This window comes from Collinsella aerofaciens (assembly GCF_015561195.1).
In the GTDB taxonomy this organism is placed as follows: domain Bacteria; phylum Actinomycetota; class Coriobacteriia; order Coriobacteriales; family Coriobacteriaceae; genus Collinsella; species Collinsella aerofaciens_AC.
In genome coordinates this window covers 49,861-70,044 of record NZ_JADMSU010000006.1, presented here as the reverse complement: position 1 = coordinate 70,044, position 20,184 = coordinate 49,861, and the positions used below count along the sequence as shown (strand labels likewise).

At 60.4% G+C, this 20,184-nt stretch carries 20 protein-coding genes; 19 read left to right on the top strand and 1 reads right to left on the bottom strand.

Features of this window, described 5'->3' with window-relative positions; translation table 11 throughout:
- Window positions 1-10: 10 nt before the first annotated feature.
- The 13 genes from ruvX to I2H81_RS06925 all read left to right on the top strand — a co-directional run bounded on the left by ruvX (window position 11) and on the right by I2H81_RS06925 (window position 10,530).
- Entirely contained in the window at window positions 11-439 is a 429-nt protein-coding gene (gene ruvX / locus I2H81_RS06985) for a Holliday junction resolvase RuvX (RefSeq protein ID WP_195645027.1), read from the top strand.
- Window positions 432-1,865 (top strand): endolytic transglycosylase MltG, encoded by a 1,434-nt coding sequence (gene mltG, locus I2H81_RS06980; RefSeq protein WP_229108113.1) that lies wholly within the window; start codon window positions 432-434, stop codon window positions 1,863-1,865. The genes ruvX and mltG overlap by 8 nt, the downstream gene beginning before the upstream one ends.
- A 1-nt stretch (window position 1,866) precedes the next feature.
- Window positions 1,867-2,364, top strand: a complete 498-nt coding sequence (locus I2H81_RS06975; RefSeq protein WP_195645026.1) for a YqeG family HAD IIIA-type phosphatase — start codon at window positions 1,867-1,869, stop codon at window positions 2,362-2,364.
- Between the two features lie 8 nt (window positions 2,365-2,372).
- A complete protein-coding gene (locus I2H81_RS06970) occupies window positions 2,373-2,906 on the top strand; it encodes a shikimate kinase (protein ID WP_117746035.1) in 534 nt (177 codons plus the stop codon).
- On the top strand, window positions 2,903-4,012 hold the full coding sequence (locus I2H81_RS06965; protein WP_195645025.1) for a dehydroquinate synthase/iron-containing alcohol dehydrogenase family protein: 1,110 nt from the start codon (window positions 2,903-2,905) through the stop codon (window positions 4,010-4,012). Before I2H81_RS06970 ends, I2H81_RS06965 begins: the two co-directional genes overlap by 4 nt.
- Window positions 4,013-4,144: 132 nt before the next feature.
- On the top strand, window positions 4,145-5,275 hold the full coding sequence (locus I2H81_RS06960; protein WP_195645024.1) for a M24 family metallopeptidase: 1,131 nt from the start codon (window positions 4,145-4,147) through the stop codon (window positions 5,273-5,275).
- Between the two features lie 158 nt (window positions 5,276-5,433).
- Window positions 5,434-5,997: an elongation factor P gene (gene efp / locus I2H81_RS06955; RefSeq protein WP_006233983.1), complete on the top strand. Its 564-nt coding sequence runs from the start codon at window positions 5,434-5,436 to the stop codon at window positions 5,995-5,997.
- A 24-nt stretch (window positions 5,998-6,021) separates the two neighbouring features.
- Entirely contained in the window at window positions 6,022-6,384 is a 363-nt protein-coding gene (locus tag I2H81_RS06950) for an Asp23/Gls24 family envelope stress response protein (RefSeq protein WP_195645023.1), read from the top strand.
- A gap of 3 nt (window positions 6,385-6,387) precedes the next feature.
- Entirely contained in the window at window positions 6,388-6,975 is a 588-nt protein-coding gene (gene nusB, locus I2H81_RS06945; RefSeq protein WP_195645022.1) for a transcription antitermination factor NusB, read from the top strand.
- A 2-nt stretch (window positions 6,976-6,977) separates the two neighbouring features.
- Window positions 6,978-7,217, top strand: coding sequence for an exodeoxyribonuclease VII small subunit (locus I2H81_RS06940; protein WP_006233978.1), 240 nt, complete (start codon window positions 6,978-6,980; stop codon window positions 7,215-7,217).
- Window positions 7,218-7,251: 34 nt separating this feature from the next.
- Window positions 7,252-8,055, top strand: a complete 804-nt coding sequence (locus I2H81_RS06935; protein WP_117716134.1) for a TlyA family RNA methyltransferase — start codon at window positions 7,252-7,254, stop codon at window positions 8,053-8,055.
- Entirely contained in the window at window positions 8,052-8,912 is an 861-nt protein-coding gene (locus I2H81_RS06930) for an NAD(+)/NADH kinase (protein WP_117635157.1), read from the top strand. The genes I2H81_RS06935 and I2H81_RS06930 overlap by 4 nt, the downstream gene beginning before the upstream one ends.
- Window positions 8,902-10,530 carry a DNA repair protein RecN gene (locus I2H81_RS06925; RefSeq protein ID WP_195645021.1) on the top strand — a complete coding sequence of 543 codons (1,629 nt, stop codon included), beginning with the start codon at window positions 8,902-8,904 and terminating at the stop codon, window positions 10,528-10,530. The genes I2H81_RS06930 and I2H81_RS06925 overlap by 11 nt, the downstream gene beginning before the upstream one ends.
- Window positions 10,531-10,587: 57 nt before the next feature.
- On the opposite strand, the gene I2H81_RS06920 is transcribed toward I2H81_RS06925, so the two are convergent.
- Complete coding sequence (locus I2H81_RS06920) at window positions 10,588-11,445, bottom strand: MurR/RpiR family transcriptional regulator (RefSeq protein ID WP_117806188.1); 858 nt, start codon at window positions 11,443-11,445, stop codon at window positions 10,588-10,590.
- A 272-nt stretch (window positions 11,446-11,717) separates the two neighbouring features.
- On the opposite strand from I2H81_RS06920, the gene I2H81_RS06915 reads away from it, so the two are divergent.
- From I2H81_RS06915 to I2H81_RS06890, 6 genes are all read left to right on the top strand, one after another.
- Entirely contained in the window at window positions 11,718-13,721 is a 2,004-nt protein-coding gene (locus I2H81_RS06915; RefSeq protein ID WP_195645020.1) for a fructose-specific PTS transporter subunit EIIC, read from the top strand.
- 530 nt (window positions 13,722-14,251) lie between these two features.
- Entirely contained in the window at window positions 14,252-14,515 is a 264-nt protein-coding gene (locus I2H81_RS06910; RefSeq protein WP_022094575.1) for an HPr family phosphocarrier protein, read from the top strand.
- Window positions 14,516-14,648: 133 nt separating this feature from the next.
- On the top strand, window positions 14,649-16,352 hold the full coding sequence (ptsP, locus tag I2H81_RS06905; RefSeq protein WP_099431685.1) for a phosphoenolpyruvate--protein phosphotransferase: 1,704 nt from the start codon (window positions 14,649-14,651) through the stop codon (window positions 16,350-16,352).
- Between the two features lie 74 nt (window positions 16,353-16,426).
- On the top strand, window positions 16,427-17,359 hold the full coding sequence (locus I2H81_RS06900; protein WP_099431686.1) for a 1-phosphofructokinase family hexose kinase: 933 nt from the start codon (window positions 16,427-16,429) through the stop codon (window positions 17,357-17,359).
- Between the two features lie 189 nt (window positions 17,360-17,548).
- On the top strand, window positions 17,549-18,481 hold the full coding sequence (locus tag I2H81_RS06895) for a 1-phosphofructokinase family hexose kinase (protein WP_118205626.1): 933 nt from the start codon (window positions 17,549-17,551) through the stop codon (window positions 18,479-18,481).
- A gap of 201 nt (window positions 18,482-18,682) precedes the next feature.
- Window positions 18,683-20,077, top strand: coding sequence for a CCA tRNA nucleotidyltransferase (locus I2H81_RS06890; RefSeq protein WP_195645019.1), 1,395 nt, complete (start codon window positions 18,683-18,685; stop codon window positions 20,075-20,077).
- Window positions 20,078-20,184 lie beyond the last annotated feature (107 nt).

Here is a 20,184-nt window from a genome sequence, read left to right as displayed (position 1 = left end):
GGTAATCGCTGTGGTCGCGCTTGCGCTGGACATAGGGGAGACCAGGATCGGCATCGCCGTCTCGAGCCGTGATGGCAAGATGGCGATGCCCGTCAAGGTGCTCCCGGCTGTCGAGGTCACCGGTATGGCCAAGACGTTCCGTTACCTGGTCGAGGATTATGAGCCCGACATCCTGGTAAGTGGACGTCCGCTGACCATGGCCGGTGAGCCCGGCCCCCAGGCCGAGTGCGTTGCCGCCGTGGCGCAAAAGATCGCCGACGAGCTCGATCTTCCGCTGGAGTTTGAGGATGAGCGTCTGTCCTCGCAAGAGGCAAAGCGTATCCTGCGCGAGCAGGGACTCAATGAAAAGCAGATGAGGGGCAAGGTCGACATGATCGCCGCCAGCCTGTTTTTGCAGACGTGGCTCGATCGTAAAAACGAGGAGGTTTCGCATGCCTAGTGCTCCCGATCCGCGCCAGCAGAATCGTACACGTCAGCCGGCGTCGCGCCCTGGCCAGCCTGGCCAGCGTCCGGCACAGCCGACGCAGCGCGCAGCTCAGCCTGCCGCGCGCCCGGTGCAGTCCTCCTCTCGTTCGGCCCAACCTGTTCAACGGACGGGTCAGCAGCCTTCTGCTCGTTCGGCTCAGCATCCGGCTTCTCACGCGGCTCAGCAGCCAACTGTTCGTACGGCCCAGCCTGTTGGCGGTACCCGCTTTAAGCAGCAGACACCTACCCAGCGAACGCAGGCCCCCCAATCGCATTCGCATCACGCTCGCGGTTCGCATGGCGTTGCTCCGGCGACCCGCTCGAGCTACAACACGCATTCTCGTCGCGGTGCCCAAAAGAAAAGCTCCCCGGTGCCCATGATTGTCGGCGTCGTGGTGGCCGTAATCGCGCTTGCTACTATCGCCTTCTTTGTCATGCCTGCCGTCAAGGGCTTCTTTACCGGTGAGGATACGAAGGTCGCGGCTGGTCAGCAGGTTACGGTGACCATTCCCGACGGTGCTTCGGGCGATACGATCGCCTCGATTCTCTCCGAGAACCATATCGTCGAAAATCCCAAGGAGTACTACGCGGCGGTGAAAAAGCTTAACGCCGATATGTCGCTTAAGCCTGGCACCTACTCGTTCACCACGCTCATGGATGCGACCAAGGTTGTTCAGCAGCTCATGGAAGGTCCTAACGCGGGCTCCAATGCGCTGACTATCCCTGAGGGCCTGACGGTCGATCAAGTCGCCGACCGTGTGGCCCAGGCTTACGACAGCATCTCTAAGGAAGACTTCCTCAACCAGGCCAAGGCCTCCAATTACGTGGACGACTATAGCTTCCTTAAGGGCGCCGCCAACGACTCGCTCGAGGGTTTCTTGTTCCCCAAGACCTATTCGTTGGGTGATTCGCCGACGGCCGATGACGTGATTCGCGCCATGCTCGATCAGTTTAAGACCGAGTACAAGTCGCTTGACTTTGCGAGCTGCGAAGCCAAGATCAAGGTGCGCTATGGTGTGGAGATGTCCGACTACGACATCGTCAACTTGGCCTCTATCGTTGAGCGCGAGGGCCTCAACGCCGATCAACGTGCGCACGTGGCCTCGGTCTTCTACAACCGCCTTGCCGGCAAGCTCGACGGTTTGCGCTATCTCAACAGCGATGCGACCATGATGTATGTTACCGGTGGCGAGGTTACCGCCGACGACCTGCAGAGCGATAGCCCTTATAACACCTATAAGCACGAGGGCCTGCCACCCACGCCCATCTGCTCTCCGTCGCTCGAGGCACTCAAGGCCACGCTTGAGCCGACCGACTCCGATGACCTGTATTTCTACATTACGCAGGACAAGGAGTACTTCTCGCAAACCTACGAAGAGCATCAACAGTCTTGGAATTAGCATGAGGATTTTTACCCCCAAACGATACGTTGCCTCGGTCGATCGCATCGACCTTGATACCCTGTGGGCCGACGGCAAACGCGCCATTCTGCTCGATCGCGATAACACCTTGGTGCCGCGCGACACCGAGCAGGTTCCCGCTGCGGTTTCCGCTTGGCTCGAGGCTGCCCATGCCAAGGGCTTTAAGCTGTGTATGGTGTCCAATAACTGGCATCGCGACCAGGTCATGGCATCGGCGCGCGAGCTGGGGCTCGAGGCCATCAGCCACGCCATGAAGCCCGCCCCGTTTGCCCTGAAGGCGGGTCTTAAGCGTCTGGGCGCCACGGCCGACGAGGCCGTGCTGATCGGCGATCAGCTTTACACGGACGTGTGGAGCGGTAACTTTGCAGGCGTTGACACTATTCTGGTCAAGCCGCAGGCAACCCAGGACCTGTGGTACACGCAGATCTTCCGTATCTTTGAGCGCCGGGCCCTGCGCGACCTTCCCTGCGAGGAATAGGTTTCGCCATGTCTCAGCACATCAAACACGGCTGCGACCATATCTTCTTTATCGGCTTTTTGGGCGCGGGCAAGTCGACGCTTGCGCGCAACGTGGGCACTATGTTCAAGCGCCGATTCATCGATACCGATCGTTTGGTTGTGCGTCGATGCGGCAAGTCGGTGACCGAGATATTTAAGACCGAGGGCGAGGATCGTTTTCGCGAGCTCGAGACCTCGGCACTCCGTTCGCTTCAAAGCGAGCGCAGCCTGCTGGTATCGTGCGGGGGTGGCATCGTCGAGACGCCGGTGAACATTGAGCTGATGCACGAGATGGGTACATGCGTGTACCTCGAAGGTGACTTTGAGGACTCGTTGCGTCAGATTCGCCGCTCCGATACCCGGCCCGATTTCCGCTCGCCCGAGCACGCTGCGCGCCTGTTTGAGCATCGCCGTCCGCTGTATCGCCAGGCCGCCGATATTACCCTTGATATTCGCAACAAGTCCTTCGAGGACGTTTCCTACCTTTGTGCCGAGATGCTTTTGGAGCGTGGACTGCTATGATTCGCCGTCAACTTATCAATTTCCAAAACCGCAGTGTCGATGTCCGCGTCGGATTGGGCGCGTTCGAGGAGCTGCCGCGCATGTTTGCCTCGGCTGTGGGCAAGCCTAAGCGCGCGATGGTGGTTTGGAACGACGCTACATCCGAGCGTTTTGGCGAGGTCGTCGAGCATGCGCTGGTCGACGCCGGTTTTGCCGTGTCGCCGCTCGTCCTCGAGGTTTCGCCTGCCGGTGCTACGCTGGTCGATGCCGATACCGTCTTTGGTGCGCTGTCGGCTAACGGCATTACCTGCGACGATCTCATTGTCGCTGTCGGCGACACGGCGACCTGCTCGGTTGTTTGCTGGTGCGCCAATCAGTGGTGCGGTCGCACCGAGTGCGCCTTGCTGCCGACGACGTTCGACGCCATGCTCACGGTCGCGACGACCATGAAGCCGCTCGTCGCCTCGTCGGCGCATGCGCTTCCCGCTATCGCGTTCCGTCCCGAGCCGGGCTTGGTCGTGTGTGACCTCGACCTTGTTCGCGAGGCGGACCCCGAGGACCTCAAGCTCGGCTATGCGGTACTTGTTGGCACCATGCTTTCGAGCAGCAAGTCCCGCTGGAATCAGTTTACCGAGACCGTTCCCGAGATTCTCGCAGGCGAGGAGGTCGCGCTCGTCAATGCCGTTCAGTGGTCTCAGACTGCCCGCAAGGACGTACTGATGGCCACGAACCCGAGCGCCCGTCATGCGCTCGATTTTGGCAAGACGGGGGAGCGTACCCTGCGCGCTTGCTTGGGCGATGCCGCTTCGCAGGTCCCTGCCTACCAGCTGTTGTCCGAGGGCATGCGCTTTGAGGCACGCCTAGCACATGATGCCTGCGACTTTGATATCGATTACGTCTTTGAGGTCGATGACTGTCTGGAGGACTTTGGTATCGAGGAGCTTGCCTTCGATCTGGAGCCTGCCGCATATATCGAGGAGTTCCGCAGGCAGCAGTTTGTCCGCTCGAACCGCAGCATGTTGCCGCTGCCCGCGGCACTTGGCGCCATTCGTCTAACGAGCGTTGAGGACGAGGTTCTTGAGCGCCATGCTCACGCCTACTTGGCTTCTCGCAAAGAACTTCTCTAGGATTTATTGACATCCATAGTCTTTCGTATCATGTTGAGGGGCGGGTTTCCAATCGGTTGCGAATCGTGCGCGATTTCGTCTTCCGATCGAGACCCGTCCCGTCTTTATGAAGACAACAAGAAAGGAATCTGCATGTCTGAGTTTGCTGCCGGTCCTGCCGGTCGTATCGAGCGTGTCCGTGCCCTGATGGTTGAGCGCGGTTACGACGCCATCGTGGTGCGCGACGAGGCCAATCTTCGATGGCTTACGGGCGTCAAGGGCGTCTTCGATTACACCTTCGAGTTCCCGCACGCTGCGTTTATTACGGCCGACCAGTGCCTGTTCCATACCGACTCGCGCTATCTCAACAGCTTTGAGGAGAACACGCCCGCCGGCAGCCCCTGGGTCTACGACATGGACGAGGGCACCATCCCCGGTTGGGTCGCCGGCAAGATCGCGGCCAACAAGTGCCGCGTCTGCGCTGTCGAGGACGATATGCAGATCAATTTCTACCAGGGTATTCAGCGTGGTCTGGAGGATCGTTCCGTCGCCTGCATATTGCCGCTGATGCATGACGACATTCGCAAGATGCGCGCCATCAAGGACGCCGAGGAGATCGAGCTCATGCGCCATGCGCAGTCGATCACCGACGCCGCCTTCCAGCACATGCTCGGCTATATTAAGCCCGGTATGACCGAGAAGCAGGTTCGCAACGAGCTCGAGAACTTTATGTTCGCCAACGGCGCCGACAGCCTGGCCTTCGGCTCCATCGTGGCGAGCGGCCCCAACACCGCCAACCCGCATGCCGTCCCGAGCGACCGCGTGATCGAGAAGGGCGACTTCGTTCTCATGGATTATGGCGCGGGCTACTGCGACTATCGCTCCGATATGACGCGTACCGTCGTGATGGGCGAGCCTACCCAGGAGCAGCTCGACCTGTACGCGCTCGTACGCCGCACCCACGAGGAGTGTGTTGCCGCCATCCATCCGGGCGTCGAGGGCAACGACATATTCAAGCTCTCCAAGAAGATCATCGGCGATGCCGGCTATGGCGATTACTACAACCATGGTCTGGGCCACGGCGTGGGCATTGACATCCACGAGCTGCCCAACTTCAACCGCAGCAAGAATATCATCGAGGTCGGCTCGGTTATCACCATGGAGCCCGGCGTGTATCTGCCCGGTGTGGGCGGCGTGCGCCTGGAGGACTACGGCGTGGTCACCGAGAACGGCTACGAGCCCTTCACCAAGACGCCGCATGACCTTCACGTTATCGACTGCTAGCCCTCTTCGATAGATTTTTGGGCGGGGCGTCCGGAGCAATTCGGGCGCCCCGCGTTCTCTTTTTATGCGCTCGCTGCAGGCGCCGTCTGCAAGTGTATAATTTTGGTCGTATGTAATTTGGACGCTTGTGCGTTCTGCCCATAAGAAGAAAGGTCGCTATGCCTACCATTTCTACCGCCGACTTCAAGAACGGCCTCGGTCTCCGTATTAAGGACAAGGTTTATACCATCGTCGAGTTCCAGCACGTCAAGCCGGGCAAGGGCGGCGCGTTTGTGCGCTACAAGACCCGCGACATCAAGAGCGGCCGCGTCGTCGAGAACACCTGCAATGCCGGTACCAAGTTCGAGAGCGTCATGCTCACCACCCGTGAGTTCCAGTACCTCTACAACGATGGCACCGACTACATTTTCATGGATAACGAGTCCTATGAGCAGGTTCCCGTTCCCGAGGACATGGTGGGCGAGAACTCCAAGTGGCTGCGTGAGAACGACATTTGCCAGCTGCTCTTCGCCGACGACGAGCTCATGGGCGTGACCCCGCCGATGTTCATCGAGACCACCATCGTCCAGACCGACCCGGGCTTTAAGGGCGACACCGTCCAGGGTTCCACCAAGCCGGCCACGATCGACACCGGCGCTGTCATCCAGGTCCCCATGTACCTCAACGAGGGCGAGGTCATCAAGGTTGACACCCGCGACGGCAAGTTCGTCTCCCGCGTCTAGCAACCAACTCTTCTAGGAGGACTCATGCCCCAGGAAATCAAGATTGACGGCATCGGCATTTCGCCCGATGTTCTGACCGCCATCGTCTCGCGCGCCGTGTCGGATGTCGAGGGCATCGCCTCCGTTGGCGTCAAGGACCTTGCCACCAACCTTGTCTCCATGATGCTCTCGTCCAAGGCCCCGGCTTCCGAGCCGGCGGTCGAGGCCGAGGTCGTCGGCGACAAGCTCGCACTCACCGTGCGTGTCGTGGTGTTCTTTGGCTATCCGTTCAAGAAGCTCGCCGAGGCCGTTCGCGCCGCCGTGGTCACCGCCATCGATGCCCAGGTGGGCGTCGAGGTCGAGCGCGTTGACGTTTGCATCGACGGCCTCGTTTTCCCCAAGGAGTAACCTTTGAGCCTTAAGGTTTATCGCGGGCGCACGCTTGCCCGCAGTCAGGCGCTGCAGCTGCTGTTCCAGGCCGAGGCCACGGACAGCCCGCTCGAGCGCGTCCTCGAGGGCGATTTCCTGATCTCGAAGGGTCCCCTCGACCCCTATGCGCTGGAGCTGTGCCGCGGTGCCTACGAGCATATCGACCGCATCGACTGCGCCCTGCGCTCCGTTGCCAAGAACTGGGATCTTATGCGCATGCCCGGCGCCGACCGCAACCTGCTGCGTATCGCCGTCTACGAGATGCGCTTCCTCACCGACGAAGAGGTCTCGGACGCTATCGTGATCAACGAGGCCGTCGAACTTGCCAAGGCCTATGGCACCGACCAGTCCGCGTCGTTCGTCAACGGCGTGCTGGGCAAGATCGCGCGCAGCGAGGAGTTGCCGGGTGAGGACCTGTACCAGGAACTGCTGGCCGAGGATCGCGCTCGCGAGGAGGCCCAGGCTGCTGAGGCTGCCGCCAAGGTCGCTGCCGCTCAGGCTACCGCCGGTGTACTTGCCGAGGATATGGACGCTGCTGAGGCCGTCGAGGCCGACTCCGTCGAGGAGTAGCCATGCCAGAGGGTTCTGTCCGTAACTTTGACGAGATCTCGGACCGTCTGGACCAGATCATCGCTACCGTTCGCTCCAAGGATACGTCCTTGGAGCGTTCGCTCGATCTGTTTGACGAAGCGATTGAGCTGGGCTCCCGCGCGGTCGATATGGTCGACAAGTTTGAGCTGACGCCGCGTGAGGCCGATAAGCTCGAACAGGAATACGATGAGGATGCGGCAAACGAATCCCAGGATAGTTAGCCGCATCTCCGGATACGAATGGTTGATGGCATTCATGAAACGCGTGCGTCTTGATGACGAACTGATTTCACAGGGCATCTGCGCCGATCGCGCGGATGCCCTTCGCACTCTTATGGCCGGCCTGGTCTCGAGTGGCGGCGAGCGCTTGACTTCGCCGGGCCTTAAGGTGACCCCGGGCTTGCCTCTGCACGTGAAGGGGCGCATTCCGTACGTTGGGCGCGGCGGCCTTAAGCTCGAGGGTGCGCTCGATGCGTTTTGTATCGACCCGACGGGCCTTGTCTGCCTGGACGTAGGCTGCTCTACCGGCGGCTTTACCGATTGTCTGCTCAAGCGCGGAGCTGCGACCGTTGTTTCGGTGGACGTGGGTCGCGCCCAGTTTGATTGGTCGTTGCGTCAGGACGATCGCGTGACGCTGCATGAGCGCACAAACGTGACGCAGCTGCCTGAGCTTGGCTATGCCGGTGCCATCGACCTGGCTGTATGTGATGTCTCGTTTACCAGCATCGCGAATATCATCGACGCCGTGCTGGCGTGCCTGAAGCCTTCGGGTTCGTTCTGCACGCTCGTAAAGCCCCAGTTTGAGGCGCCGGCTGCGCTGGTGGGCGACGGCGGTATCGTGACCGACTCCGCCGTCCGCCGCGATACACTCGTGGCGGCGATTGAGCTTTTTGCCGCCAAGGGCCTGTTCCCGGTCGATGTGTGCGTGTCACCCATTCATGGTGCCAAGGGCAACGTTGAGTTTTTCCTGTACGGCACAAGGTTTGTCCCCGGGGAGCGCGCCGACGATGAGCTTCAATCCCAGGTATCGGCTTTGAGCGAGAAAGCTGCAACGCTATGAAGGTCTTTCTGGTCCCCAATTACTACAAGCAAGAGGCGGTCGAGAGCGGCCTGATGCTCGAGCTTTGGCTTTCGCGCCAGGGCTACGAGGTCGCATGGGCTGCCGACCAGCGATCGAAGATTCAAAGCACGCCTGATATTGATGGCTCCGATCTGGTCATTACGCTCGGCGGCGACGGCACGTTGCTGCGCGCTGCCCGCATCCTCAACCATCGCGAGATTCCTATCCTTGGTCTTTCCTATGGTCACCTGGGCTTTTTAACTGCTGCGAGCCCCGAGGAGCGCGACATTCTGCAGGTTGTGAGCGATGCTCTGTCCGGCGAGCTCCACGTGAGCCGCCGCGCCACCATCGCCGCGGATATTGTGTCCGTGCGCGAAGACGGCGCGAAGGATGTCGTGCGCACGTTTGCCCTCAACGATATGGCACTTACGCGCGGCCCCCTGTCCGATATGGTCGAATTTGACATCACGGTGTCCGGCCATCATATCGACCGCCTTCGCGGCGACGGTGTCGTTGTTTCGACGGCGACCGGCTCCACCGGCTACGCGCTTTCCGCCGGCGGCCCCATTGTCAGCCCCGATTACACGGGTATGGTCTGTGTGCCCATCGCTCCGCATACCATTCAGGCTCGCGCTTTTTTGACCTCGCCGAGTGATGTCGTCGAGATCTTTATGTCCGATGATCGCCCGAGCGTGCCGGCGATTGCCATCGACGGGCAGTTTATTACCTGCGATGGCACGGTCGAGAGCGTGGCCGTGCGTCGTGGTCCCGGCGATGTGCTGCTGCTGGATTACGGCCCCGAGAGCTTCTATAACTCGGTGAGCCGCGTGTTCTACGGAGTGCGTCATGATCGATGAGCTGCAGGTTTCTAACATTGCACTCATTCGCGAGGCGACGTTGGTTCCGAGTGCTGGCCTGACTGTCCTAACCGGCGAGACTGGTGCCGGTAAGACCGCTCTGCTTTCGGCGCTCAAGCTCATATTGGGCGAGCGTGCAGATTCGTCGACGGTGCGCGAGGGAGAGGAGCTTGCCAGCGTCGAGGCGCGCTTGTTCGATGGCCCGCACGACTCGGAGGGTTTCACCGTGCAGCGCAGCCTTTCTGCCGAAGGCCGCAGTCGCGTCAGGATCGATGGCCGCATCGCCAGCGTGCGCGAGCTTTCCGAGCGCGTCGGCGTGATGATGGATCTGTGCGGCCAGCATGAGCACCAGCGCCTTCTCGATCCGGCGCATCATGTTGCCATGGTCGATGCCTGGGCTGGGCGCGCAGCGCTTGAGGCGCTCGAGAAGTATCGCGCCTGTTTTAAGGCTTCGCGTGACGCCGCCAAGGAGCTTCGCCGTGTGGAGGAAGCCTCGCGTGCGCAGGGGAGCCGTGTCGAGGAGGCTCGCTTTGCCCTCGAGCGCATCGGCGAGGTCGACCCCAAGCCGGGCGAGTATGAGGAACTCGAGGAACTGCTGCCGCGCTCCGAACATGCCGAGGTACTGGTTGCCACAGCTAACGATGCCCATGCATCGCTTGCCGCCGAAGGTGGAGCGCTCGATGCCGTGAACAGCGCCGTGGCCGAGCTTTCCCGTATGGCTACCGTCGATCGCAAACTGGGCGACATTGCCGATGCGCTTTCGGATGCCTGCATCTCCCTTGAGGATAGCGCGAACGAGCTTCGTGCCTATCGCGATGGCGTCGCCTTCGACCCGCGCGAGCTCGCTCGCATGCGTGAGCGGTATTCCGACCTCAAGGGCCTGTTGCGTCAGTGGGGTCCCACCATGGACGATGTTTTTGCCATGCGCGATCGCTCGCAAGAGCTGCTGTCCCTGGTCGATGATGGCGATGAGCAGATCAAAAAGGCGCGTGAGGCACTCGGGAGCGCCGAGCGCGAGCTGTTCGCTGCCGCCAAGGCGCTTAAGCGCGCTCGCAATACGGCGGCCCCGCGCTTCTGCCACGAGGTTGGTCGTCAGATGGCACGCTTGGAGATGGGCGGCGCCGAGCTCGTTTGGGAGTCGCGTGATCTTCCGCGCGCCGAGTGGACGCCGGCGGGTCCTTCAAGCTACGAGCTTTTGTATCGCAGCGGTGCCGGCTTGACGCCGCGTCCCCTGCGCCGCATTGCCTCGGGCGGCGAGCTCAGCCGCGTCATGCTGGCGAGCAAGGTGGTCTTGGGTAATGCTGACGGCGTCGACACACTGGTATTTGACGAGGTCGATGCCGGTGTCGGCGGCTCCACGGCTCGTGCTCTTGCTGGTGTGCTGGTCGATCTTGCCGCTACGCATCAAGTGATTGTCGTAACCCACTTGGCGCAAGTCGCCGTCGTGGCCGACAAGCATTATGTTGTCAGCAAGGAGCCGGGCGATGTTCCCCAGACGCATTTGGACGAGGTAACCGGCGAAGCGCGTACCGCCGAGATCGCCCGCATGCTCAGCGGCGATCAGTCCGAGGCAAGCTTGGCCCACGCAAAGCAGATGCTCGAAGAAGTTCGAGGCTAGGTCGTATCAGCGGTGTTGGTGGGACAAAATAGACTGAAGTTTTGTCCCACTACGCGTTTACTCAACGACCTTGTCCGGCTGGATGAGCTCCTCGTAGTAGCTGATGTGCTCTCGGGCGTCCTCGATTTCGGGCAGCAGGAAGTTGTAGATGACTTCGATGATCATCGTGGCGCTGATCTTGGAGAACGCAAAGTCACCCGTCGTCAGCAGCGCTTCATGGTTGACGGTATTAAAAGTGTAGTCTGCCAGGCGCGCGAGTGGAGACTTGCTGTCGCTGCTGATGACGACTACGGTGGCACCGCAGTCGCGAGCCGCTTTTGCCATGCGATTCAGTCGGCGCGACTTGCCGGAGTTTGAGATGAGCACGATGACGTCACCCGGGCGCAACGTGAGCGCAAAGCCGATTGATGTCTCGCTAATGGTGCTTGCCATGCAGCGCAGGCCCAGCTGCGAAAACTTAAACGTCGCATCGAGCGCGACCGCGTTCGTATTGCCCACAGCCGCAAACTCAATAACCCCTGCATGCTTAAGGGCATGCACAACAGCCGCCAACGTATCGTGGTCGATCCCGTCGATGGTCGCATTAAGCTCGCTCACCTTGGCAGCCAGGATGTTCTTAAGGCTCTGCTCCATATTGTCGAGCGAGACTTCGTCAGTCAGGCCCTCGTTGCGCTGGCTTTCCAAATCCCTCGCCAACGAAAACTGAAAGCTGCGGAAGCTGCCAAAGCCAAGCTTGCGGCAGAAGCGCGAAACGGTCGCCTCGGACGTGGCGGCGGCGCGCGAGAGCTGAGCCGCCGTGAGGCGTGGCGCCTCGGACTGGTGCTCCAATATATAGTCGACAATACGCTGCTCGGACTCGCTGTATCCCTGATGGGTACTAATGAGGGAAAGTGCGCTCTTGCTACTATCGGTCATGGATGGCTCCTGGTTGGCATGATAATCGGACTCGTTTTGTAATGTCATAGTATAGGGGGATTTTCAATTACAAGATACACCTTGCCGTTTCAGGTGTTGATGGTAAACTTTCACCTACCGTTTACGGTTATGAAAGAACCTTTCACCGGAGAATTGCGCATTGTCTCTTCTCACGCGGACGGTAGGTTGGTATCTTTCATTTGTGGAAAAGCGCGCAAGGACGCGCGTGTAGGGGAGCGCCTGCGGGCGCAAAACTTAAAAAGGAGGGACACATGGCTAAGTTTGACATCATCGCCGCCACCGGTTGCCCGACCGGCATTGCGCACACCTTCATGGCGAAGGAGGCGCTGGAGAAGGCAGCTGCCGAGCGAGGTCTGACCATTAAGGTCGAGACCCATGGCCAGGTCGGTGTCGAGAACGAGCTCACCAAGAGCGAGATCGCTGGTGCCAAGGCCGTCGTCGTCGCAGCCGATAAGGATGTCCAGGCTGAGCGTTTCGCCGGCAAGCCCATGGTTTCCGTTGGTGTTTCCAAGGCCCTGTCCGTTGAGGCCGCCGGTAAGCTGATTGACCGCGCGCTCGCCGCCAAGGGCGACAACACGGTTGCAGCCGCTGCCGATGTCGAGGACGAGGCCGAGGAGAAGGAGTCCATCGGTCACGTCATCTACAAGCACCTTATGAACGGCGTCAGCCATATGCTGGTCTTCGTCGTTGCCGGTGGTGTCCTGACCGCCGTCTCGTTCCTGTGGGGCATTACGTCCTTCGATTCGACGGCTGCCGACTACAACACCTTCGCCGCTATGCTGAAGATCATCGGCGGCATCGCCATGAACCTCATGGTTCCCGTGCTTTCTGCCTACATCGCCGAGTCTATCGGTAAGCGCCCGGCGCTCGTCCCTGGTTTTGTTGCCGGTATGATCGCCATTCAGGGCCTGCCTGTTAACGCCGAGACCGGCATGATCGACGCCGGTGGCGCCGGCGTGGGCTTCGGCTTCCTGGGCGGCATCGTCGGCGGCTTCCTCGCTGGCTATGTCATCCTGCTGCTCGAGAAGGTCTTTGCCGGTCTGCCCAAGAACCTGGACGGCCTCAAGGCTATCTTCCTGTACCCGCTGTTCTCGACGGCTATCGTCGGCCTGGTCATGCTCGGCATTTCGGGCCCCATGGCTGCCATCAACACCGCCATGATGGATTTCCTCAAGGGCCTGTCCGCCTCTGGCGCCGTTGTCCTGGGTCTTGCCATCGGCTGCATGTGCGCCTTTGACATGGGTGGCCCGGTCAACAAGGCTGCTTACGTCACCGGTACTGCTATGCTCACCGAGGCACTGGCTGCCGGCGTTGGCACCGATACCTACAACTTTGGCACCAACTTCATGGCTGCCGTCTCTGCCGCCTGCATTGTTCCGCCGCTGATCACCACCTTCGCTGTCGTTGTCGGCAAGAAGTACTTCAGCCAGGAGGATCACGACGCCGGTATCGTCAACCTCATTCTTGGTTGCACCCACATCACCGAGGGCGCCATTCCGTTCATGACCAAGAACATCTGGCCGGTCATGCCCATCATGATGCTCGGTTCCTCCATCGCTTCGATCCTGACCATTATGTTCAACGTTCACGATCCGGCGCCTCACGGTGGCTTCCTGGTCCTGCCCGTTGTCGAGAACGGTCCGCTGTGGGTCCTCTCGATCCTCATCGGCGCTGTGATCGGTGGCATCCTGTTCGTGGCCTTCAAGAAGTACGACTTCGAGAAGAATCAGAAGGCCGCTCCTGTAGCCAAGCCGGTTGAGGCTTCCAAGGCTGCTGCCGTTGAAGCCCCTAAGGCCGAGGCTGCCGACTTCGTGAAGGTCGAGAATGTCTTTGTCGCCGAGGACTTCGCTTCTCGTGACGAGGCTCTGAGCTTCGTTTCCAACCAGGCTGTCAAGGCCGGTATCGCCAGCGACGCCGACGCCGTGATGAACGCCTTCCTGGCCCGCGAGGCCGAGGGCACCACGGGCATGATGGAGGGCTTCGCCATCCCGCATGCCAAGTCCGACGCCATTACCGAGGCTGCCGTCATCGTCGTTAAGGACGAGTCCGGCGTGACCGGTTGGGATACCATGGACGGCGCTCCCGTCAACGTGGCCATCGCTCTGCTCATCCCTGGTGCACAGGCTGGCACCACGCACCTCAAGATCCTGTCCAAGGTCGCCGAGGCGCTCATGGACGAGGACTTCCGTGCCACCGTCAAGGGTTCCACCGACGCCGCCGAGATCGCCAAGACGATCAACGCCCGCCTGGTCTAATTCCACAGTACGCGAATAACATCGCCCCCCTGTATATAAGGCGGAGTCCCTCCCCAGGGCCTCCGCCTTTTTCATCCCCCTTCTTCTAACTTGCGGTGAAATAAGGGCTGTTTAAACGTTTCAACCCCAAAATCAGTCCATATTTCACCGCAAGTTAGAAGAAGGGGATAGCGCGGCTTGTCTATTAGATCGTCCGTGCGGACAAAAATTCAGCCAGAATTCCTTTCGCACGATATTGCTCTGGACCATCCGAGTTTCCGCAACTCGCCTGCCGGGCGGGGCGGTTAAGTTTGTCGTGAGTTCCGCACGCAAAGGAAAGCACTTAATGTGCTTTCCGTCTTGCGCAGGACTGTAGAGCAGCAAACTTAACCGCCCCGCCCGGCAGGCGAGCGGACAGCGAACGACATCTGTCCAACAATTCGTGCGAAACACAATGAAAAACCGTTTGATGTGAGTTAATATAAACAACGTCGTGAATCTGACTCCTGCCACATGCATGACAGGGGTTAAACACAAAAAAGGAGTCAACTATGGTTTCTGAGAAGGCTACCCTCGTTAATCCTCAGGGTCTGCACATGCGTCCGGCTGGTCTGTTCGCCTCCACCATGGGCAAGTACGCCTGTGACGTGACGGTCGTCACCCCCGAGAAGGAGGTCAACGGCAAGTCCCCGATGGCCCTCATGGCTGCTGGTATCCCCTGCGGTACCGAGGTCGAGGTCAAGTGCGACGGCGCCGACGAGGCCGAGGCTCTGGCTGCTGCCATCGAGCTCATCAAGAGCGGTCTTGGCGAGTAGAACTCAAACGGGTCGCATGTTGAACAACTAAGTTCATATTTGGGGGCGCAGTGACCTGTCTTAAGGTAGCTGCGCTCTTTTGTCATGGATATGGCAAAACGCTTTATCACATGACACGGAGAGAGGAATGGGAATGTATCAGGGAGTCAACGCTTCCGAGGGCATCGGTATCGGCACCGTCATGGTCGCCGTCGATCCCGACTTGACGTTTGAGCCGCACGAGGTTGCTGATTCGGCAGCAGAGAAGGAGCGCTATCAGACCGCTCTTTCGGTCTTCTGCGAGAAGACCCAGGCTCAGGCCGACCACATGAAGGAGACGGTGGGCGAGGCCGAGGCCGAGATCATGAGCGGACACATTGTCCTGGCTCAGGATCCGGGCATGACCGACGCCATCAACGCCGCCATTGACGGCGGCACCTGCGCCGAGCAGGCGCTCATGGACACCTCGACCATGTTCGAGAACATGTTCCTGTCCATGGACGACGAGATGTTCCGTCTGCGCGCGGCCGACATCGCCGACATCCGCACCGGTATTCTGGCCGAGCTGCTGGGCAAGGAGGTCGTCGACCTTTCCGTCCTGCCCGAGAACACCGTCGTTGTCGTGCACGACCTCACGCCGTCCATGACTGCCACGATCGATAAGGCCCATGTTGCCGGTATCGTCACCGAGACCGGTGGCCGCACGTCGCACTCAGCGATCATCGCGCGCGCCCTCGAGATCCCGGCCGTCCTTTCGGTTTCCAACAGCTGCACCGCACTGCGCAACGGCATGACCGTTGTCGTCGACGGTGGCAAGGGTATCGTCGAGGCCGATCCCGATGAGGAGACGCTCGCCGCTTACACTGCCAAGGCCGAGGCTTTCGCTGCCGAGAAGGCGGCTCTCGAGGCCTTCCGCGGCAAGCCGTCCGTGACTGCCGACGGCATCAAGAAGATCATTGCCTGCAACATCGGCAACCCCGATGACGTGCCCAACGCGCTCGATCACGACGCCGAGGCTATCGGCCTGTTCCGTTCCGAGTTCCTGTTCATGGACTCTGCTGAGCTTCCTTCCGAGGAGGAGCAGTTCAACGCCTACCGTAAGGTCGCCAGCGCGCTCAAGGGCGCTCCGGTCATCATCCGCACGCTCGATGTGGGTGGCGACAAGGAGATTCCGTACCTGCACATGGTCAAGGAAGAGAACCCCTTCATGGGCTTCCGCGCCGTGCGTTACTGCCTGGCCAACCCCGACCAGTACAAGGTCCAGCTCCGCGCCCTGCTGCGCGCTAGCGCCTTCGGTGACGTCAAGATCATGATCCCGCTCGTCACTTGTGTCGAGGAGGTCTTGGCTGTCAAGGAGCTCGTCGAGCAGTGCAAGGCCGAGCTGACCGAAGAGGGTCGCAAGTTCAACGAGAACATCGAGGTCGGCATCATGGTCGAGACACCTGCCGCCTCGCTGCTCGCTGACCGCCTGGCCGAGGTCGCCGACTTCTTCTCCATCGGCACCAACGACCTGATCGGCTACACCATGTGCGCCGACCGTGGTAACGACACCATCTCCAACCTGTACCAGGTTTACTATCCCGCCGTGCTTCGCTCGCTTAAGAACATCATCGAGAGCGGCGTGAAGGCCGGCATCATGGTCGGTATGTGCGGCGAGGCTGCTGCCGATCCGCTGCTCGAGCCGCTGCTGATCAGCTGGGGCCTGGAGGAGTTCTCGATGAGCGCTCCGTCGATCCTGCGCGCCCGCAAGACCATCAGCCAGTGGACCAAGGCCGAGTGCGACGAGCTCGCCGAGAAGGCGCTCGCCTGCAACACCGCTGCCGAGGTCAAGGCGCTGCTCGAGTCCGCAGCTCGCTAATTTGGTATCAGAGGTAACCGCGTGGTTGGAATGGGCCGGCCACGCGGCCCTCACATATACAGGGGGTACTGTAAATGTTCTACACGCTAACCGCTAACCCGGCTGTCGACATGACGGTTTCGAGCTCTCCGCTCGAGCCCGACGAGAACGTCCGCACCGGCTCGGCCAGCTACACGGCTAACGGCAAGGGCCTCGACGTGTCCTTCGCCTTTAAGAAGATGGGCGTCGACACCGTCGCGCTCGGTTTCTTCGCCGGCTTCACGGGCAAGTTCATCGTCGAGGAGGTCATGAACCTGGGTTGCCTCTGCCGTCCGGTCTGGACCGACGGTATCACGCGCATCAACACCTACGTCAACGATGGTCAGCACGAGTACGGCATCCTGAACCCGGGTGCTCCGATCACGCCGCAGCACCAGGAGGAGCTCTACAACATCCTGGACACCGCGGGCGACCTTGAGTGCCTGATCGTCTCCGGCTCCGTGCCTCCCAAAGCTACGCCCGACTTCCTGGCTCAGGTCATGGAGCACGCCCAGGCCCGTGGCGCCGACGTCGTCCTGGACCTGTCCTCCGACAAGCTCAAGGAGCTCGCTCACAAGAAGCCGCTGCTCATCAAGCCGAACCATCACGAGATGAAGGCCATCTTCGGCGTGCCGGTCGACACCGACGACGAGGTCCGCGTTGCCATGAAGCTGGCTCACGAGGCCGGCGTCCAGAACGTGCTGCTCACCCGTGGTAGCCGCGGCGACGCTTACTTCTCCAATGGCGAGGACATCTGGTATGCCAAGCGTGAGTTCAACATCAAGCTGGTCTCTTCCGTCTGCGCCGGCGACTGCACCCTCGCTGCGTTCCTGCACAAGTGGTACAGGGATCGCGACAACGTCGAGGAGGCCATGAAGCTCGCTATGGCCACCGGCGCCAACGTTGCCGAGTCCGTCGGCATTGGCGACTTCGGTCACGTTGACGAGTACAGCAAGCGTGTTGCTGTTCGCAAGCTCGATCGTCAGTAATCGAAACGCGACATATTCGCGCGCATGCGGCGCCCCGGTTTCGGCCGGGGCGCCTTTTTTGTTCTGTCATGGGGGAGACATGTTCTGCCGTACTTCATCGCTTCCACACCGTTCACCGAGTTGTTGTAGCCTTTTATCGATGCGTGGAATATACTTTCATTAACTCGTTGCCTTGTGAAAGGAACATTCATGATTTATACGCTCACTGCAAATCCTGCCATTGACTACAACATCGCCTGCGACGGCCTTTCGGCCAACACCGTCACCCGCACGCGTAACGCGGTCTACACGCCCAACGGCAAGGGCCTCAACGTCTCGTTCACCCTCGATCACTACGGCGTCGACACCACAATCCTGGGCTTTTTTGCCGGCTTCTCGGGCGAGTTTATCGTCAAGGGCGCCGAGGCCCTGGGCGTGCCCGTCAAGCCCGTGTGGACCGACGGCATTACGCGCGTCAACGTCTTCCTCAACGCCGGTCCCGATACCGAGTACAACATGGTCAACGCCGGTGCCGCCATCAATGAGGCCAACGAGCAGGAGATGTTTGAGCTCATCGATTCACTCGACGATATGACCTGCCTGGTCATCAGTGGCTCGCTGCCCCCCAACACCTCCGAGGGTTTCCTTGCCGAGGTGCTTCGCCGTGTTAAGGCAAAGGGCGCCGAGTTCGTGCTCGATATCTCGAGCCATCAGCTGGCCGACCTTATTGCCATGGAGCCGTTGCTCATTAAGCCCAACGACGACGAGCTGCTCGACATCTTTGGCATTAAGGTGAGCGGTGGCGACGACGAGTCTGTCAAGGGCGCGATGGCCGAGCTGCATGCCAAGGGCGCCAAGAACGTGTTGCTGACCCTCGGCGGTGCCGGTGCATACTTCTCCAACGGGGAGCACATCTGGTTTGCCAAGCGCACCTTCGACGTCAAGCTGCTGTCGACGGTCTGCGCCGGCGATTCCTCGCTGGCCGCCTTCCTGTCCGTGTGGCACGACGCTCCCGAGCGCGTCGAGGACGCCCTGCGTCTCTCGATGGCCACCGGCGCCAACGTTGTCGAGTGCCCGGGCCTGGGCGACTTTGCCAAGGTCGATGAGTATCAGAAGGGCATTGCCATCCGTCAGGTCTGCTAGCGCAACGTACGGGCCTTGGTTTCTTGCATTGTTGAGCACCCGTCTCGGATTGCCGAGGCGGGTGCTTTTTCATTTTGGTAGCCGAGGACTTGGCACTCAATCACGCGAGATGTGGGTTCGCGTGTGCGCCCGCTCTCGTTTCTTGCTAGACTTCTTGGGAACCGTCAATCGATACGCCCGCAAGTGCAGGAGGCCACAGGAATGTGCAATGTTTCGCTTAACGCTACGCAGCCGTCAGCCGCCTCTCTGCGCGTGTTGCGAGCCCTCGAGGATGCCGGTCTTGAGGCCTGGTATGTGGGCGGTTGGGTGCGTGACGCGCTGATGGGATGCCCCAGCCACGATGTAGATATGTGCTGCAGCGGCCTGTGGCAGGAGTCAAAGGCGGCGCTCGAGGCCGCTGGCATTGCGGTGGTCGAGTCGGGCATTAAATTTGGCGGCATCACCGCCATTTGCGATGGCGAGCGCATTGAGGTCACCACCTATCGCCTGGACGGCTTTTACACCGATGGCCGCCATCCCCAGAGCGTGGAGCGTGCCGCCTCGCTTGAGGACGATCTGGCGCGTCGTGACTTTACCGTCAATGCCATGGCGTGGCATCCCGAGCGCGGCCTTGTCGACCGCTACGATGGCCAGGGTGACCTAGACCGCAAGCTGATTCGTGCCGTCGGTGATCCTAAGCGCCGTTTTAATGAGGACGCCCTGCGCATGTTGCGCGCGGTGCGCTTTGCCTGCCGCCTTGACTTTGTGATTGAGCCCGAGACCAAGCGTGCCCTTGCCGAGTGCGCGCCGCTGCTCGATGCCGTGGCGCGCGAGCGTGTGGGCATTGAGCTTGAGGGCATCCTTTCGACCGGCCACGGGGGAGACGCCATGCTGCGCTACCCCGAGCTCATCTGCGCCGCCGTACCAGAGCTTGCGCCGGCTCGTGGGTTTGACCAGCGCAGTGTCTATCATGCGTTTAACGTCTACGAGCATATCGCCCGTGTACTGACGGTGGCGGGGGAGTTGGCGCTGTGCGACGGCGTTACACCCTCAATGAGCCTGATGTGGGCGGCGTTTTTGCACGATGTGTCCAAGCCCGACTGTTTCACGGTCGACCATGCCGGTAACGGACACTTCTACGGTCACCCCGAGCTCGGGGCCAAGAAGGCACGTGTCATTATGGATCGCCTCGCGCTTTCGCACGATTTGGTTCGCGACGTGTGCCTACTCATCAAGTATCACGACAAGCCGCTGCGTCCCGAGCGCTCCTGCTTGCTCAATATGATGCGCGCGCTTTCGGGCGAGGGCGTCGACACGCCGCGTCTGATGGACGAGCTCATGGACCTCAAGCGTGCCGACACACTTGGCAAGGCCCCGTCGTGCTTCTATTACGTCGAGACGATTGAGGAGATGCGCGCGCTGGCGCACGAGCTACTGGAGGCGCGGGAGCCCTATACGCTCAAGATGCTCGCCATCAACGGCGGTGACCTGATCCGCGCCGGTGTGAAGCCGGGGCCCGAGCTGGGCCAGCTTCTCAACGCCGCCCTCGACGCGGTGATCGAGGACAACATCCCCAACGATCGCGAAGCCCTCCTGGCTCATCTCAACTTGAACTAGCTAATCAGTTGACCTGCGCGTTCCATAACCTGCCGACAATTTTTCGGCAATTTGGAATTTCTTCTTGCGCTGACGTTTTTTGTCCCGTAATATATGTCCTCGCAGCA

Coding starts and splice junctions, on each gene's coding strand:
- mltG (WP_229108113.1), top strand. CDS start 432: ATGCCTAGTGCTCCCGATCCGCGCCAGCAGAATCGTACACGTCAGCCG.
- I2H81_RS06975 (WP_195645026.1), top strand. CDS start 1,867: ATGAGGATTTTTACCCCCAAACGATACGTTGCCTCGGTCGATCGCATC.
- I2H81_RS06970 (WP_117746035.1), top strand. CDS start 2,373: ATGTCTCAGCACATCAAACACGGCTGCGACCATATCTTCTTTATCGGC.
- I2H81_RS06965 (WP_195645025.1), top strand. CDS start 2,903: ATGATTCGCCGTCAACTTATCAATTTCCAAAACCGCAGTGTCGATGTC.
- I2H81_RS06960 (WP_195645024.1), top strand. CDS start 4,145: ATGTCTGAGTTTGCTGCCGGTCCTGCCGGTCGTATCGAGCGTGTCCGT.
- efp (WP_006233983.1), top strand. CDS start 5,434: ATGCCTACCATTTCTACCGCCGACTTCAAGAACGGCCTCGGTCTCCGT.
- I2H81_RS06950 (WP_195645023.1), top strand. CDS start 6,022: ATGCCCCAGGAAATCAAGATTGACGGCATCGGCATTTCGCCCGATGTT.
- I2H81_RS06940 (WP_006233978.1), top strand. CDS start 6,978: ATGCCAGAGGGTTCTGTCCGTAACTTTGACGAGATCTCGGACCGTCTG.
- I2H81_RS06935 (WP_117716134.1), top strand. CDS start 7,252: ATGAAACGCGTGCGTCTTGATGACGAACTGATTTCACAGGGCATCTGC.
- I2H81_RS06930 (WP_117635157.1), top strand. CDS start 8,052: ATGAAGGTCTTTCTGGTCCCCAATTACTACAAGCAAGAGGCGGTCGAG.
- I2H81_RS06925 (WP_195645021.1), top strand. CDS start 8,902: ATGATCGATGAGCTGCAGGTTTCTAACATTGCACTCATTCGCGAGGCG.
- I2H81_RS06920 (WP_117806188.1), bottom strand. CDS start 11,445: ATGACCGATAGTAGCAAGAGCGCACTTTCCCTCATTAGTACCCATCAG.
- I2H81_RS06915 (WP_195645020.1), top strand. CDS start 11,718: ATGGCTAAGTTTGACATCATCGCCGCCACCGGTTGCCCGACCGGCATT.
- I2H81_RS06910 (WP_022094575.1), top strand. CDS start 14,252: ATGGTTTCTGAGAAGGCTACCCTCGTTAATCCTCAGGGTCTGCACATG.
- ptsP (WP_099431685.1), top strand. CDS start 14,649: ATGTATCAGGGAGTCAACGCTTCCGAGGGCATCGGTATCGGCACCGTC.
- I2H81_RS06900 (WP_099431686.1), top strand. CDS start 16,427: ATGTTCTACACGCTAACCGCTAACCCGGCTGTCGACATGACGGTTTCG.
- I2H81_RS06895 (WP_118205626.1), top strand. CDS start 17,549: ATGATTTATACGCTCACTGCAAATCCTGCCATTGACTACAACATCGCC.
- I2H81_RS06890 (WP_195645019.1), top strand. CDS start 18,683: ATGTGCAATGTTTCGCTTAACGCTACGCAGCCGTCAGCCGCCTCTCTG.